Source organism: Citrobacter sp. KTE30 (assembly GCF_000398825.1).
Lineage (GTDB): Bacteria > Pseudomonadota > Gammaproteobacteria > Enterobacterales > Enterobacteriaceae > Citrobacter > Citrobacter freundii.
This window is the reverse complement of record NZ_KB976055.1, coordinates 3,199,880-3,214,029: the sequence shown is the minus strand read 5'-3', so window position 1 is coordinate 3,214,029 and position 14,150 is coordinate 3,199,880. Positions and strand designations below refer to the sequence as shown.

14 protein-coding genes are annotated in these 14,150 nt (G+C 55.5%); 13 read left to right on the top strand and 1 reads right to left on the bottom strand.

Features of this window, described 5'->3' with window-relative positions:
* The first annotated feature begins 119 nt into the window (after positions 1-119).
* Positions 120-695, top strand: coding sequence for a GDP-mannose pyrophosphatase NudK (gene nudK, locus WC1_RS07695; RefSeq protein ID WP_016150742.1), 576 nt, complete (start codon positions 120-122; stop codon positions 693-695).
* Positions 696-818: 123 nt separating this feature from the next.
* The gene (locus WC1_RS07700; protein WP_016150741.1) at positions 819-1,862 is read left to right on the top strand and encodes a DUF1176 domain-containing protein; all 1,044 of its coding nucleotides are present in this window, start codon (positions 819-821) and stop codon (positions 1,860-1,862) included.
* Here the strand turns inward: WC1_RS07700 and tkt are convergent.
* Positions 1,852-3,846, bottom strand: a complete 1,995-nt coding sequence (gene tkt / locus WC1_RS07705; RefSeq protein WP_016150740.1) for a transketolase — start codon at positions 3,844-3,846, stop codon at positions 1,852-1,854. The two genes, WC1_RS07700 and tkt, sit on opposite strands and share 11 nt — an antisense overlap.
* A gap of 280 nt (positions 3,847-4,126) precedes the next feature.
* On the opposite strand from tkt, the gene maeB reads away from it, so the two are divergent.
* From maeB to eutG, 11 genes are all read left to right on the top strand, one after another.
* Positions 4,127-6,406 carry an NADP-dependent oxaloacetate-decarboxylating malate dehydrogenase gene (gene maeB, locus WC1_RS07710; protein WP_003838520.1) on the top strand — a complete coding sequence of 760 codons (2,280 nt, stop codon included), beginning with the start codon at positions 4,127-4,129 and terminating at the stop codon, positions 6,404-6,406.
* 160 nt (positions 6,407-6,566) lie between these two features.
* On the top strand, positions 6,567-6,902 hold the full coding sequence (eutS, locus tag WC1_RS07715) for an ethanolamine utilization microcompartment protein EutS (RefSeq protein ID WP_003037995.1): 336 nt from the start codon (positions 6,567-6,569) through the stop codon (positions 6,900-6,902).
* Between the two features lie 12 nt (positions 6,903-6,914).
* The gene (gene eutP, locus WC1_RS07720) at positions 6,915-7,394 is read left to right on the top strand and encodes an ethanolamine utilization acetate kinase EutP (RefSeq protein ID WP_003037998.1); all 480 of its coding nucleotides are present in this window, start codon (positions 6,915-6,917) and stop codon (positions 7,392-7,394) included.
* Positions 7,372-8,076 carry an ethanolamine utilization acetate kinase EutQ gene (eutQ, locus tag WC1_RS07725; RefSeq protein ID WP_003038001.1) on the top strand — a complete coding sequence of 235 codons (705 nt, stop codon included), beginning with the start codon at positions 7,372-7,374 and terminating at the stop codon, positions 8,074-8,076. Before eutP ends, eutQ begins: the two co-directional genes overlap by 23 nt.
* A gap of 9 nt (positions 8,077-8,085) precedes the next feature.
* Entirely contained in the window at positions 8,086-8,889 is an 804-nt protein-coding gene (gene eutT, locus WC1_RS07730) for an ethanolamine utilization cob(I)yrinic acid a,c-diamide adenosyltransferase EutT (RefSeq protein ID WP_003838524.1), read from the top strand.
* Positions 8,886-9,902, top strand: a complete 1,017-nt coding sequence (pta, locus tag WC1_RS07735; RefSeq protein ID WP_016150739.1) for a phosphate acetyltransferase — start codon at positions 8,886-8,888, stop codon at positions 9,900-9,902. Before eutT ends, pta begins: the two co-directional genes overlap by 4 nt.
* Positions 9,903-9,939: 37 nt before the next feature.
* Positions 9,940-10,233 (top strand): ethanolamine utilization microcompartment protein EutM, encoded by a 294-nt coding sequence (eutM, locus tag WC1_RS07740; RefSeq protein WP_003835054.1) that lies wholly within the window; start codon positions 9,940-9,942, stop codon positions 10,231-10,233.
* Between the two features lie 114 nt (positions 10,234-10,347).
* The gene (gene eutN / locus WC1_RS07745) at positions 10,348-10,635 is read left to right on the top strand and encodes an ethanolamine utilization microcompartment protein EutN (protein ID WP_003038011.1); all 288 of its coding nucleotides are present in this window, start codon (positions 10,348-10,350) and stop codon (positions 10,633-10,635) included.
* Between the two features lie 11 nt (positions 10,636-10,646).
* Positions 10,647-12,050 carry an aldehyde dehydrogenase family protein gene (locus WC1_RS07750; protein WP_003038014.1) on the top strand — a complete coding sequence of 468 codons (1,404 nt, stop codon included), beginning with the start codon at positions 10,647-10,649 and terminating at the stop codon, positions 12,048-12,050.
* A 12-nt stretch (positions 12,051-12,062) separates the two neighbouring features.
* On the top strand, positions 12,063-12,902 hold the full coding sequence (gene eutJ / locus WC1_RS07755) for an ethanolamine utilization protein EutJ (RefSeq protein ID WP_003838530.1): 840 nt from the start codon (positions 12,063-12,065) through the stop codon (positions 12,900-12,902).
* Positions 12,892-14,079 carry an ethanolamine utilization ethanol dehydrogenase EutG gene (eutG, locus tag WC1_RS07760; RefSeq protein ID WP_016150738.1) on the top strand — a complete coding sequence of 396 codons (1,188 nt, stop codon included), beginning with the start codon at positions 12,892-12,894 and terminating at the stop codon, positions 14,077-14,079. The genes eutJ and eutG overlap by 11 nt, the downstream gene beginning before the upstream one ends.
* Positions 14,080-14,150 lie beyond the last annotated feature (71 nt).

Here is a 14,150-nt window from a genome sequence, read left to right as displayed (position 1 = left end):
ATCCGGCAATGTGCCGCATGAATGCCTGATGGCGCTTTGCTTATCAGGCCTACATTGTTCCAAGACAAACCCGGTTTCACGGCGTAGTATTATTTCTCACTTCTTGCTGTGGAGCCGGTATGTCGCAAAAAATTACCCTCATCAAAGATAAAGTCCTCTCCGATAACTACTTCATCCTGCGCAATATCACCTATGACCTGATCCGTAGCACTGGGGAGGTGATTCGTCATAAACGCGAGGTTTACGATCGCGGTAACGGTGCCACAATCCTGCTGTATAACCCGGAGAAGAAAACGGTGGTCTTAATTCGCCAGTTCCGCGTTGCCACCTGGGTCAACGGTAATGAAGATGGTCAACTGATTGAAACCTGCGCCGGGCTGTTGGATAACGACGAACCGGAAGCGTGCATTCGCAAAGAGGCCATTGAAGAGACCGGCTTTGAAGTGGGCGAAGTGCGCAAACTGTTTGAGTTATACATGTCGCCGGGCGGCGTGACGGAAATAATCCACTTCTTCATTGCACAATACAGTGACAGCCAGCGAGCAAACGCTGGTGGCGGTGTGGAAGATGAAGACATTGAAGTTCTGGAACTGCCGTTCACACAGGCGCTGGAAATGATCAAAACGGGTGAGATCCGTGACGGTAAAACGGTGCTATTGTTGAACTATTTGCAGTCGTCGCATCTCATGGACTAATGCGTGGGATTTATATTTCTTTACAAATTTACGGCCAATCCGACAATTCTTATTGAGCCACATCAGTCGCGCAAGGAAGATACCGCTTAGGCTGTGTGTTTTGACTTCGGGGTTGTACCGTCCATGCGCTATCGCGTTATTCTCCTTTTCCTGCTTGGGTTGCTACCAGCCCGATTGCTCTGGGCTGCGCCCGCGCAACAGGCGTTTTCTGACTGGCAGGTGACGTGTAATAACCAAAATTTTTGTGTGGCGCGCAATACCGGAGAGCACCACGGCCTGGTCATGACCTTGAGCCGCAGCGCCGGGGCACATACTGACGCCGTGTTGCGTATTGAGCTGGGCGGGCTGGAATCGTCCAACGTCAAAGAGAGCGATATTGCGCCGCGTCTGTTGTTGGATGGTGTGCCGCTCTCGCTGAGCGGCGAGCACTGGCGTGTTACCCCATGGCAACTGATGACCGATGATCCCGCCACCATTAGCGCATTTTTACAAACCGTACAGGACGCGAAGGCGATTACCCTGCAAAAAGGTGCGCAAAATCTTTCGCTGGTCGGGCTAAAAGCCGCATTGTTGTTTATCGATGCCCAGCAAAAACGGGTTGGCAGCGAAACCGCATGGATCGAAAAAGGTGACGAGCCTCCGCTCAGTGTACCTCCTGCCCCCGCGCTGAAAGGCGTAGCGGTCATTAACCCAACACCAACGCCTCTCACACAGCAAGAGCGCAGTGAACTGCTGGACTATGGTAACTGGCGAATCAACGGTATTCGTTGCTCTATCGATCCGCTGCGTCGCGAGATGCGCGTCACGGCCCTAACGGATGATAAAGCGCTGCTGATGATTGGCTGTGAGGCCGGAGCGTATAACACTATCGATCTGGCGTGGGTGGTTTCACGTACAACCCCGCTGATTTCACGCGCGGTACGGTTAAGCCTGCCTTTTAAAACGGATGCGGAAAGTCGCGATATGGAGCTGACCAACGCTACGTTTGACGAAAAGTCGCGGGAGCTGGTTACCCTCGCTAAAGGACGAGGGTTGGCAGATTGCGGTATCCAGACCCGCTGGCGCTACGATGGTCAGCGTTTTCGCCTGGTGCGCTATGCCCAGGAGCCAAGTTGTGATAACTGGCATGGGCCAGACGCCTGGCCCACACTGTGGATCACACGTTAAGCACCTTGTGTGCTTTGTCGACGATGTTATCTACCGTAAAGCCGAAGAACGGGAACAGCTTGTCTGCCGGCGCCGACTCCCCATAGCCCGTCATCCCAACAATCGCCCCTTTCAGCCCAACATATTTGTACCAGTAGTCGGCAATACCGGCTTCTACCGCCACGCGCGCGCTGACGTTTGCCGGCAGGACCGACTCCCGGTACGTCTCATCCTGGGCGTCGAAGATATCGGTTGAAGGCAGAGAAACTACCCGTACGTTACGGCCTTCGCCGGTCAGTTTTTCCGCTGCCAGCAGTGTGATTTCCATTTCTGAACCGGTAGCAATCAGGATAACATCCGGCTTACCGCCGCCGTCCTTCAGCACATAGCCGCCGCGGGCAATTTGCTGCACCTGCTCAGGTGTGCGCTCAACCTGCGCCAGATTCTGCCGCGAGAGGATCAGCGCCGTTGGCCCGTCATGGCGTTCGACCGCCAGCTTCCAGCCTACTGCCGCCTCAACCTGATCGCATGGTCGCCAGGTACTGAAATTAGGCGTCAGGCGCAGGCTGGCGAGTTGTTCGACGGCCTGGTGCGTGGGACCATCTTCCCCCAGGCCAATCGAGTCGTGGGTATAAACCATGATTTGTCGGGCTTTCATCAGCGCCGCCATGCGCGCGGCATTACGAGCATATTCAACAAACATCAGGAACGTGGCAGTGTAAGGTACGAAGCCCCCGTGGTGCGCGATACCATTGGCAATGGCGGTCATGCCAAATTCCCGCACGCCGTAGTGGATGTAGTTTCCTGCATGATCCTCTTTAAGAGAGGAGGAGCCTTTCCAGATGGTCAGGTTGCTGGGTGCCAGATCCGCCGAGCCGCCGAGCAGTTCTGGCAGTATCGGCCCATAGGCGTTCAGGGTATTTTGCGAAGCTTTACGGGTGGCTATTTTGGCTGGGTTGGCTTGCAGGTCGGTAATATATTTCTGGGTTGTTGCTTCCCACTCCTTAGGCAGTCCGCCGCTCATCCGGCGAGTAAACTCTGCCGCCAGTTCCGGGTAGGCTTGTTCGTAAGCTGCGAATTTTTCCTTCCAGCCCTGTTGCGCTTTTTCGCCTTTCTCGCGTGCGTCCCAGGCCCGGTAAATCTCTTTGGGGATTTCAAAAGCAGGATGATGCCACCCCAGTTTCTGCCGGGTCAGCGCCACCTCTTCTTCGCCCAGCGCAGCGCCGTGCGCTTCCTCTTTCCCGGCTTTATTCGGTGAGCCAAAACCAATCACCGTGCGACAGATAATCAGCGACGGTTTATCGGTAACAGCCTGCGCTTCCTGAATGGCTTTTTTCACCGCCTCAGGGTCATGACCGTCAATGTCGTGCACTACATGCCAGTGGTAAGCCTCAAAGCGTTTTGCAGTATCGTCGGTAAACCAGCCTTCGGTTTCGCCATCAATTGAGATGCCGTTGTGATCGTAGAAGCCGATGAGTTTGCCAAGCCCCAGCGTGCCCGCCAGCGAACAAGCCTCGTGTGAAATACCCTCCATCAGACAGCCGTCGCCCATAAAGACCCAGGTAAAGTGGTTAACAATCTCATGGTCCGGCTGGTTAAACTGCGCTGCCAGCGTGCGCTCGGCAATGGCCATGCCGACGGCGTTGGCTAAACCCTGGCCCAGCGGTCCGGTGGTGGTTTCCACGCCCGGCGTGTAGCCAATTTCCGGGTGACCTGGCGTCTTTGAATGGAGCTGACGGAAGTTCTTTAATTCTTCGATCGGCAGGTCGTAACCGGAAAGATGCAATAGGCTGTAAAGCAGCATTGAGGCGTGGCCGTTGGACAGAATAAACCGGTCACGATCGTACCAGGTGGGATCGGTCGGGTTATGGCGTAGAAAATCGTTCCACAGCACTTCGGCGATATCGGCCATCCCCATTGGTGCTCCTGGGTGGCCGGAGTTAGCTTTTTGGACGGCATCCATACTCAGCGCACGAATGGCATTGGCAAGCTCTTTACGGGTCATAGGAAATACTCCTTGAAAAGTAAAGTGTTAGATGCGTGTTGTGATTCACACTTTTGGGAAAATTGCGGGCGTTGTCAGCAAAAAGCATAGCAGACAAGCATGGTATTGCTGGATTAAGCAGGTAACATGGCTGTTATAAATTGATAACAAATTCTTTCTTTGAATGGTGAGAGTTTGGGGACCTTCAAAGTTTGTGCCGTTGACTGAGGTGATAATGTGCGGCTCAGTAGAATGGTTACCCGCGCCACTTTTTTGATAGATACGTGAAAGGAACAACAAGATGGATGACCAGTTAAAACAAAGCGCCCTCGATTTCCACGAATTTCCGGTACCCGGTAAAATCCAGGTTTCTCCGACCAAGCCTCTGGCAACGCAGCGCGACCTGGCGCTGGCCTACTCGCCGGGCGTGGCTGCACCGTGTCTTGAAATTGAAAAGGACCCGCTGGCAGCCTACAAATACACCGCGCGCGGCAACCTGGTTGCGGTTATCTCTAACGGTACGGCGGTGCTGGGTCTTGGCAACATTGGCGCACTGGCCGGCAAACCGGTGATGGAAGGTAAAGGCGTTCTGTTTAAGAAATTCGCCGGGATCGACGTGTTCGACATTGAAGTCGATGAACTCGATCCGGATAAATTTATCAATGTGGTTGCGGCCCTGGAACCCACGTTTGGCGGTATCAACCTCGAAGATATCAAAGCGCCGGAGTGCTTCTACATTGAGCAAAAGCTGCGCGAACGCATGAATATTCCGGTCTTCCACGATGACCAGCACGGTACAGCAATCATCAGTACTGCCGCAATTCTGAACGGTCTGCGGGTGGTTGAGAAAAATATCTCCGACGTGCGCATGGTGGTGTCTGGCGCAGGCGCGGCGGCGATTGCCTGTATGAACCTGCTGGTAGCGCTGGGTATGCAGAAACACAATATTGTGGTCTGTGACTCCAAAGGCGTGATTTACAAAGACCGCGAACCGAACATGGCGGAAACCAAAGCGGCTTATGCGGTGGTGGATGACGGTAAGCGTACGCTGGATGATGTCATTGACGGCGCAGATATTTTCCTCGGTTGCTCCGGTCCGAAAGTGCTGACGCAGGAAATGGTTAAGAAGATGGCGCGTGCGCCAATGATTCTGGCACTCGCTAACCCGGAACCGGAAATCCTGCCGCCGTTGGCAAAAGAGGTGCGTTCCGACGCAATCATTTGTACTGGTCGTTCAGACTACCCGAACCAGGTTAACAACGTCCTGTGCTTCCCGTTCATCTTCCGCGGTGCGCTGGATGTCGGTGCAACGGCCATCAACGAAGAGATGAAACTGGCGGCGGTGCACGCCATTGCTGAGCTGGCGCATGCCGAGCAGAGTGAAGTGGTGGCCTCTGCTTATGGCGATCAGGACCTGAGCTTCGGCCCGGAATACATCATTCCGAAACCGTTCGACCCGCGTCTGATCGTCAAAATCGCCCCTGCTGTGGCGAAAGCAGCGATGGACTCTGGTGTGGCAACGCGTCCGATTGCCGACTTTGACGCTTACATCGATAAGCTGACTGAATTCGTCTACAAAACCAACCTGTTCATGAAGCCAATTTTCTCCCTGGCACGCAAAGCGCCGAAGCGTGTGGTGCTGACGGAAGGGGAAGAAGCGCGCGTACTGCATGCTACTCAGGAGCTGATTACTTTAGGGCTGGCAAAACCAATCCTGATCGGTCGTCCGAGCGTTATTGAAATGCGTATCCAGAAACTGGGGCTGCAGATCAAAGCGGGCGTCGATTTTGAGATCGTCAACAACGAATCCGATCCACGCTTTAAAGAGTACTGGAGCGAGTACTACCAGATTATGAAGCGCCGTGGGATCACCCAGGAGCAGGCGCAGCGTGCGGTGATTGCCAACACTACGGTGATCGGTGCAATCATGGTGCAGCGTGGCGAAGCGGATGCGATGATCTGCGGTACGATTGGCGACTACCATGAGCACTTCAGCGTGGTGAAAGAGGTGTTTGGTCATCGTGACGGCGTGCATACTGCCGGGGCGATGAACGCCTTGCTGCTGCCAAGTGGTAACACTTTTATCGCCGATACTTACGTCAACGACGATCCTACGCCTGAGCAACTGGCGGAAATCGCTGTGATGGCGGCAGAGACTGTGCGTCGCTTTGGTATTGAACCGAAGGTGGCGTTGCTGTCGCACTCCAACTTTGGTTCCTCTGACTGCCCGTCGGCCAGCAAAATGCGCGAAGCGCTGGAGCTGATTAAGGCGCGCGCGCCAGAGTTGATGATTGACGGCGAAATGCACGGCGACGCCGCGCTGGTGGAAAGTATCCGTAATGACCGCATGCCGGACAGTCCGTTGAAAGGCTCAGCGAATATTCTGGTGATGCCGAATATGGAAGCGGCCCGTATTAGTTACAACTTACTACGCGTTTCCAGTTCTGAAGGCGTAACGGTTGGCCCGGTGCTGATGGGGGTTGCGAAACCTGTTCATGTATTAACGCCGATCGCCTCTGTTCGTCGTATCGTTAATATGGTGGCGCTGGCGGTTGTAGAAGCCCAAACGCAGCCGCTGTAATTTCACTTTAATTAATTTTCGGCGCGGGTTTCTCTCGCGCCTTTTTATTTTCCCTTTCTTAGTGATCTACTTCACCTTTTAAACCTGGTTGCCGAATTTTGTTATTTACTCTGACAAAAAATTGCCACGATAAGGGCAGTTTTAGCGGAGGCGGTGAGCAATGGAAAAAGAACGCATTATTCAGGAATTTGTGCCGGGGAAACAGGTCACGCTGGCGCATCTCATTGCGCACCCCGGCGAGGAATTAGCGAAAAAGATCGGTGTTCCCGAAGCGGGCGCTATCGGCATCATGACGCTGACGCCAGGCGAAACCGCGATGATTGCCGGTGACTTAGCCATGAAGGCGGCGGATGTACATATCGGTTTTCTCGATAGATTCAGCGGCGCACTGGTGATCTACGGCTCGGTAGGCGCAGTAGAAGAAGCGTTATTACAGACGGTAAGCGGTCTGGGTCGATTATTAAATTTCACTTTGTGCAACCTAACAAAAAGTTAATCAGAGGCGGCGATGAAACGTATTGCGTTTGTCGGTACGGTGGGGGCGGGGAAAACAACGCTCTTTAATGCGCTACAGGGGAATTATTCCCTCGCCAGAAAAACACAGGCCGTGGAGTTTAATGAAAATGGCGATATCGATACGCCAGGGGAATATTTTAGCCATCCGCGCTGGTACCACGCCTTAATTACCACGCTGCAGGATGTCGATACGTTGATTTATATACACGCGGCAAATGATAAAGAAAGTCGCTTACCTGCCGGGCTGTTGGATATCGGTGCCAGTAAACGACAAATCGCCGTTATCAGTAAAACGGACATGCCGGATGCCGACGTCGCCGCAACGCGACAACTACTTCGCGGGATGGGGTTTCAGGAGCCGATTTTTGAGCTCAATAGCCATGACCCGCGCAGTGTGCAGCACCTGGTGGATTATCTGACTGAGCTCAGCCAAAAGGAGGAAAGGGCAGGTGAAAAAACTCATCACAGCTAACGATATTCGTGCGGCCCACGCACGCGGCGAACAGGAAATGTCGGTTGTTCTGCGCGCCAGCATCATCACCCCGGAGGCGCGCGAAGTGGCGGAGCTGCTGGGCGTTACCATCAGTGAATGCGATGAATCCGCGCCAGGCGCCGTCGCTGCTGCTCCGGCTGCGGTGATTGATGGCAAAACGGAAAGCCAGCGCATTCGTGAAACCATCATTGCGCAGTTACCGGAAGGGCAGTTTACCGAAAGCCTGGTCGCGCAGCTGATGGACAAAGTCATGAAGGAAAAGCAGTCGCTGGAGCAGGGCGGAATGCAGCCGAGCTTTAACTCGGTGACCGGCAAAGGCGGTGTGAAAGTCATTGACGGCAGCAGCGTGAAGTTTGGTCGTTTTGACGGCGCGCAGCCGCACTGCGTGGGCTTAACCGATCTGGTGACCGACCAGGACGGTAGCAGCATGGCCGCCGGGTTTATGCAGTGGGATAACGCCTTTTTCCCATGGACGCTGAACTACGACGAAATCGACATGATTCTGGAAGGAGAGCTGCATGTTCGCCACGAAGGCGAAACCATGATTGCAAAAGCCGGGGACGTGATGTTTATCCCGAAAGGCTCCAGCATCGAATTTGGTACGCCATCGACGGTGAAGTTTCTGTATGTGGCCTGGCCTGCGAACTGGCAGTCCTGCTAAGGCGGATGTATGAAGGATTTCATTACCGAAGCATGGCTCAGAGCGAATCATACGCTCAGCGAAGGGGCTGAAATTCATCTCCCCGCTGACGCTCGCCTGACGCCGTCTGCCCGGGAATTACTGGAAAGCCGACATCTGCGCATTAAGTTTATTGACGAGCAGGGCAGCCTGTTTATTGATGACGAAGAACAGCAGCCGCAGCCGGTGCATGGGTTAACCAGCAGTGATACGCATCCACAGGCCAGCTGCGAACTGTGCCATCAACCGGTGGCGAAGAAACCGGACACCCTGACGCATCTGACGGCGGACAAGATGGTCGCCAAAAGTGACCCTCGGCTGGGATTTCGCGCCGCGCTGGACAGCACCATCGCCCTGGCCGTGTGGTTGCAGATTGAGATGGCAGAACCGTGGCAGCCGTGGCTGGCGGATATCCGCTCGCGCCTGGGCAATATTATGCGCGCAGACGCCATGGATGAGCCGCTGGCAGCACAAGCTGTCGTGGGTTTAAGTGACGAAGATTTACACCGTCTTTCGCATCAACCGCTGCGCTATCTGGACCACGACCATCTGGTGCCTGAAGCCAGCCATGGACGTGATTGCGCGCTGCTTAATCTGCTGCGTACCAAAGTCCGTGAAACGGAGACGGTGGCGGCACAGGTATTCATCACTCGCAGTTTTGAGGTTATACGACCGGACATTATGCAGGCGCTCAACCGCCTTTCCAGTACGGTCTACGTGATGATGATTCTGAGTGTTGCAAAGCATCCGCTGACGGTTAGTCAAATTCAACAGAGACTGGGGGAGAAGCAATGATCATTGAACGTGCTCGTCAACTCGCCCAACGCTCACCTGCACGAGTAGTGTTCCCGGATGCGCTGGATGTCCGGGTGCTGAAGGCGGCGAATTACCTGCATCAGCACGGTCTGGCACGCCCCATTCTCGTCGCCAGCCCGTTTGCGCTACGCCAGTTTGCGCTCAGCCATCGCGTAGCCATGGATGGTATTCAGGTTATTGATCCACAAAGCAATGTACAGATGCGTGAAGAGTTTGCCCTGCGCTGGCTGGCGCGTGCGGGTGAAAAAACGCCGCCGGATGCGCGGGAGAAGCTCAACGATCCGCTGATGTTTGCCGCCGCGATGGTCAGTGCCGGTAAAGCCGATGTGTGTATTGCGGGCAACCTGTCATCAACGGCAAACGTGCTGCGTGCAGGATTGCGCATTATTGGATTACAGCCTGGTTGCAAAACGCTGTCGTCAATTTTCCTGATGCTGCCGCAGTATCTCGGGCCGTCATTAGGATTTGCAGACTGTAGCGTTGTGCCGCAGCCCACCGCTGCACAGCTGGCGGATATCGCCATCGCCAGCGCTGAAACCTGGAAGGCGATCACAGGTGAAGAGCCGCGCGTGGCCATGCTGTCGTTTTCAAGTAATGGCAGTGCTCGCCATCCTAACGTCGCTAACGTGCAGCAGGCGACCGAGATCGTTCGTGAGCGTGCCCCGCAGCTTACCGTGGACGGTGAACTGCAATTTGATGCCGCCTTTGTTCCGGATGTTGCTGCGCAAAAAGCGCCCGCCAGTCCGTTAAAGGGCAATGCCAATGTGATGGTCTTCCCATCGCTGGAGGCAGGCAATATTGGCTACAAAATCGCTCAGCGTCTGGGAGGGTATCGCGCAGTAGGGCCATTGATTCAGGGGCTTGCCGCACCGCTTCATGATCTCTCTCGTGGCTGTAGCGTACAGGAAATTATCGAACTGGCGTTGGTGGCAGCAGTGCCGCGCCAGACTGACATGAGTCGTGAAAACGCCTCGCACACACTGGTTGTATAAGGTCCCGTTCAGGACCCCTTAATGAGAGGAAAACACAATGGAAGCATTAGGAATGATTGAAACCCGGGGCCTGGTTGCACTGATTGAGGCTTCTGACGCAATGGTTAAAGCGGCACGCGTGAAACTGGTTGGCGTGAAGCAGATCGGTGGCGGTCTGGTCACTGCCATGGTCCGTGGCGACGTAGCGGCATGTAAAGCTGCAACGGACGCAGGTGCTGCGGCAGCACAGCGTATTGGCGAGCTGGTTTCAGTGCACGTGATCCCGCGTCCGCACGGCGATCTGGAAGAAGTGTTCCCGATCAGCTTTAAAGGCGACAGCAACGACATGTAAGTCGTCCATGTGACGCCACAGACTTCATTGCTGGCGTCACCCTCTCTCCTTTTCACATTACCTTCTGCGGAGGGTAGGGGGAGGTTTTACCTGAAATATGCCACGGAGGCGCGTATGAAACTGGCAATCGTTACAGGACAAATTGTTTGTACCGTACGCCATCAGGGGCTCGCGCACGACAAGTTGCTGATGGTGGAAATGATTGACGCCCAGGGAAATCCCGACGGGCAATGTGCTGTTGCTATCGACAGCATCGGGGCGGGAACCGGAGAGTGGGTGCTGCTGGTCAGCGGAAGCTCCGCCCGTCAGGCGCACCGGAATGAATCATCGCCTGTCGATCTGTGCGTGATTGGCATTGTCGATGAAGTGGTGGCAGGTGGTCAGGTGATCTTCCATAAATAAGGCAGAAAATCATGAATCAACAGGATATTGAACAGGTCGTGAAAGCGGTACTGCTGAAAATGAAAGACAGCAGCCAACCCGTCAGTGCCGTTCAAGAAATGGGCGTTTTTGCCTCCCTGGATGACGCAGTGGCGGCAGCAAAACTGGCCCAGCAGGGGCTGAAAAGCGTCGCCATGCGCCAACTGGCTATCACGGCGCTACGTGAGGCGGGCGAAAAGCACGCCAGAGAATTAGCGGAACTTGCCGTCACTGAAACCGGCATGGGACGCGTCGAAGATAAATTTGCCAAAAACGTGGCGCAGGCGCGCGGCACGCCGGGTGTGGAATGCCTGTCTCCACAGGTTCTGACCGGCGATAACGGTCTGACGCTGATTGAAAACGCGCCGTGGGGCGTGGTGGCCTCGGTAACTCCATCCACCAACCCGGCCGCGACCGTTATTAACAACGCCATCAGCCTGATTGCCGCTGGTAACAGCGTGGTTTTCGCACCGCATCCGGCGGCGAAAAAAGTCTCTCAGCGCGCTATCACTCTGCTTAACCAGGCGGTAGTTGCCGCAGGCGGTCCGGCAAACCTGTTGGTGACGGTTGCCAACCCAGATATCGAGACTGCCCAACGTCTGTTCAAGTACCCTGGTATCGGCCTGCTGGTGGTGACCGGTGGTGAAGCCGTAGTAGATGCCGCGCGTAAGCACACCAACAAACGTTTGATTGCCGCTGGCGCAGGTAATCCGCCGGTGGTGGTTGATGAAACGGCTGACCTGGCACGCGCGGCGCAGTCGGTAGTCAAAGGCGCATCGTTTGACAACAACATCATCTGCGCTGACGAAAAAGTGCTGATCGTGGTCGATAGCGTCGCTGATGAACTGATGCGTCTGATGGAAAGCCAGCATGCGGTGAAACTCACCACGGCCCAGGCCGAACAGCTGCAGCCGGTGCTGCTGAAAAATATCGATGAGCGCGGTAAAGGCACGGTCAGTCGTGACTGGGTAGGTCGTGACGCAGGCAAAATCGCTGCGGCGATTGGTCTGAACGTACCGGAGCAAACCCGTCTGTTATTCGTCGAAACCTCCGCGACGCATCCGTTTGCCGTCACCGAACTGATGATGCCGGTTCTACCAGTCGTGCGGGTCGCTAACGTCGATGAAGCCATTGAACTGGCGGTCAAGCTTGAAGGCGGTTGCCACCATACGGCGGCGATGCACTCGCGCAATATCGACAACATGAACCGTATGGCAAACGCCATTGATACCAGCATCTTCGTTAAGAACGGACCGTGCATTGCCGGTCTTGGACTGGGCGGTGAAGGCTGGACCACGATGACCATTACCACACCAACCGGGGAAGGGGTGACCAGTGCGCGTACGTTTGTGCGTCTGCGTCGCTGTGTGTTGGTAGACGCCTTCAGAATTGTATAAGGAGTAAATGAGATGGCGCACGACGAACAACGTTGGTTGACACCCAGACTGCTAAAAGCGGCAACGCTATGTAACCAGACGCCCACTAAGAGCGATTCACCGCTGTGGTTGGGCATTGATTTGGGAACGTGTGATGTGGTGTCGATGGTTGTGGACAGTGACGGACAGCCGGTCGCGGTTTGCCTGGACTGGGCCGATGTCGTGCGCGATGGAATCGTCTGGGATTTCTTTGGTGCGGTGACCATCGTTCGTCGCCATCTCGATACGCTCGAACAACAGTTGGGTTGCCGCTTTACCCATGCGGCAACCTCATTTCCACCGGGAACTGACCCTCGCATCTCTATTAACGTGCTGGAGTCTGCCGGGCTTGAAGTGAGCCATGTGCTCGACGAACCGACAGCGGTGGCGGATCTGTTGCAGCTCGATAACGCCGGCGTGGTGGATATTGGTGGTGGCACTACCGGGATTGCGATCGTTAAACAAGGCAAGGTGACCTACTCCGCTGATGAAGCAACCGGTGGGCATCATATCTCTCTGACGCTGGCCGGGAACCGTCGTATCCAGTTAGAAGAAGCCGAGCAGTACAAGCGTAGCAACGGCAAAGAAATCTGGCCGGTGGTGAAGCCTGTCTACGAAAAAATGGCGGAAATCGTGGCTCATCATATTGCGGGTCAGGGCGTTACCGATTTATGGCTGGCCGGTGGTTCCTGCATGCAGCCGGGCGTTGATGAGCTGTTCCGTAAGCGTTTCCCGGAACTGCAGGTGCATTTACCCCAGCACAGCCTGTTTATGACCCCGCTGGCGATTGCCAACAGCGGAAAAGAAAAAGCGGAAGGAATCTATGCAAGCTGAATTGCAGACCGCGCTCTTTCAGGCATTCGATACCCTGAATCTGCAACGCGTAAAAACGTTTAGCGTTCCACCGGTCACCCTTTGTGGGCTGGGAGCGCTCAGTACCTGCGGACAGGAAGCACAAACGCGCGGATTGACGCATATGTTCGTCATGGTGGACAGCTTCCTGCATCAGGCGGGGATGACCGCCGCACTGGAGCGCAGTCTGGCGATGAAAGGCGTGGCGATGACGCTGTGGCCATGTCCGGTGGGCGAACCGTGCATTACAGACGTCTGCGCGGCGGTCGCGCAATTGCGTGAATCGAAGTGCGATGGCGTTGTGGCCTTTGGTGGTGGCTCCGTACTGGATGCCGCCAAGGCAGTGGCGTTGCTGGTGACCAACCCCACTCAGACGCTGGCAGGCATGGACGAGCGCAGCGCGTTACGCCCACGTCTGCCGCTGATTGCCGTACCGACTACCGCCGGAACGGGCTCAGAAACCACCAACGTCACGGTGATAATCGACGCCGCGACTGGACTCAAAAAAGTGCTGGCCCACGCAACCCTGATGCCGGATGTGGCGATCCTGGACGCTGCATTGACGGAAGGCGTGCCTGCACATGTAACGGCAATGACCGGGATTGATGCACTGACGCACGCCGTTGAAGCGTATAGCGCGCTGAACGCGACGCCGTTTACCGACAGTCTGGCGATTGGCGCGATTGCGATGATAGGTAAATCGCTGCCGAAGGCCGTCGGCTACGGTCAGGATCTGGCGGCGCGCGAAAGCATGCTGCTGGCTTCCTGTATGGCCGGGATGGCGTTTTCCAGCGCAGGGCTGGGCCTGTGCCATGCGATGGCGCACCAGCCGGGAGCGACGTTGCATATCCCACACGGACAGGCTAACGCCATGCTGCTTCCTACGGTAATGGGGTTCAACCGCATGGTGTGTCGTGAGCGCTTCAGCCATATCGGACGCGCGTTAACCAACAAGAAATCGGACGATCGTGATGCTATCAACGCGGTCAGCGAGTTGATTAGCGAAGTGGGCCAGACCAAACGACTCTCAGACGTTGGAGCAAAACCCGAGCATTACAGCGCATGGGCACACGCCGCGCTGGAGGATATTTGTATTCGCAGTAACCCACGCATCGCCACGCAGGAACAGATTATCGACCTGTACGCGGCTGCCGGGTAATGCCTGTAGGCCGGATAAGGTGCTTGCACCGCCATCCGGCAATAACACGGCGTTAATGCCGGAGGCGACGT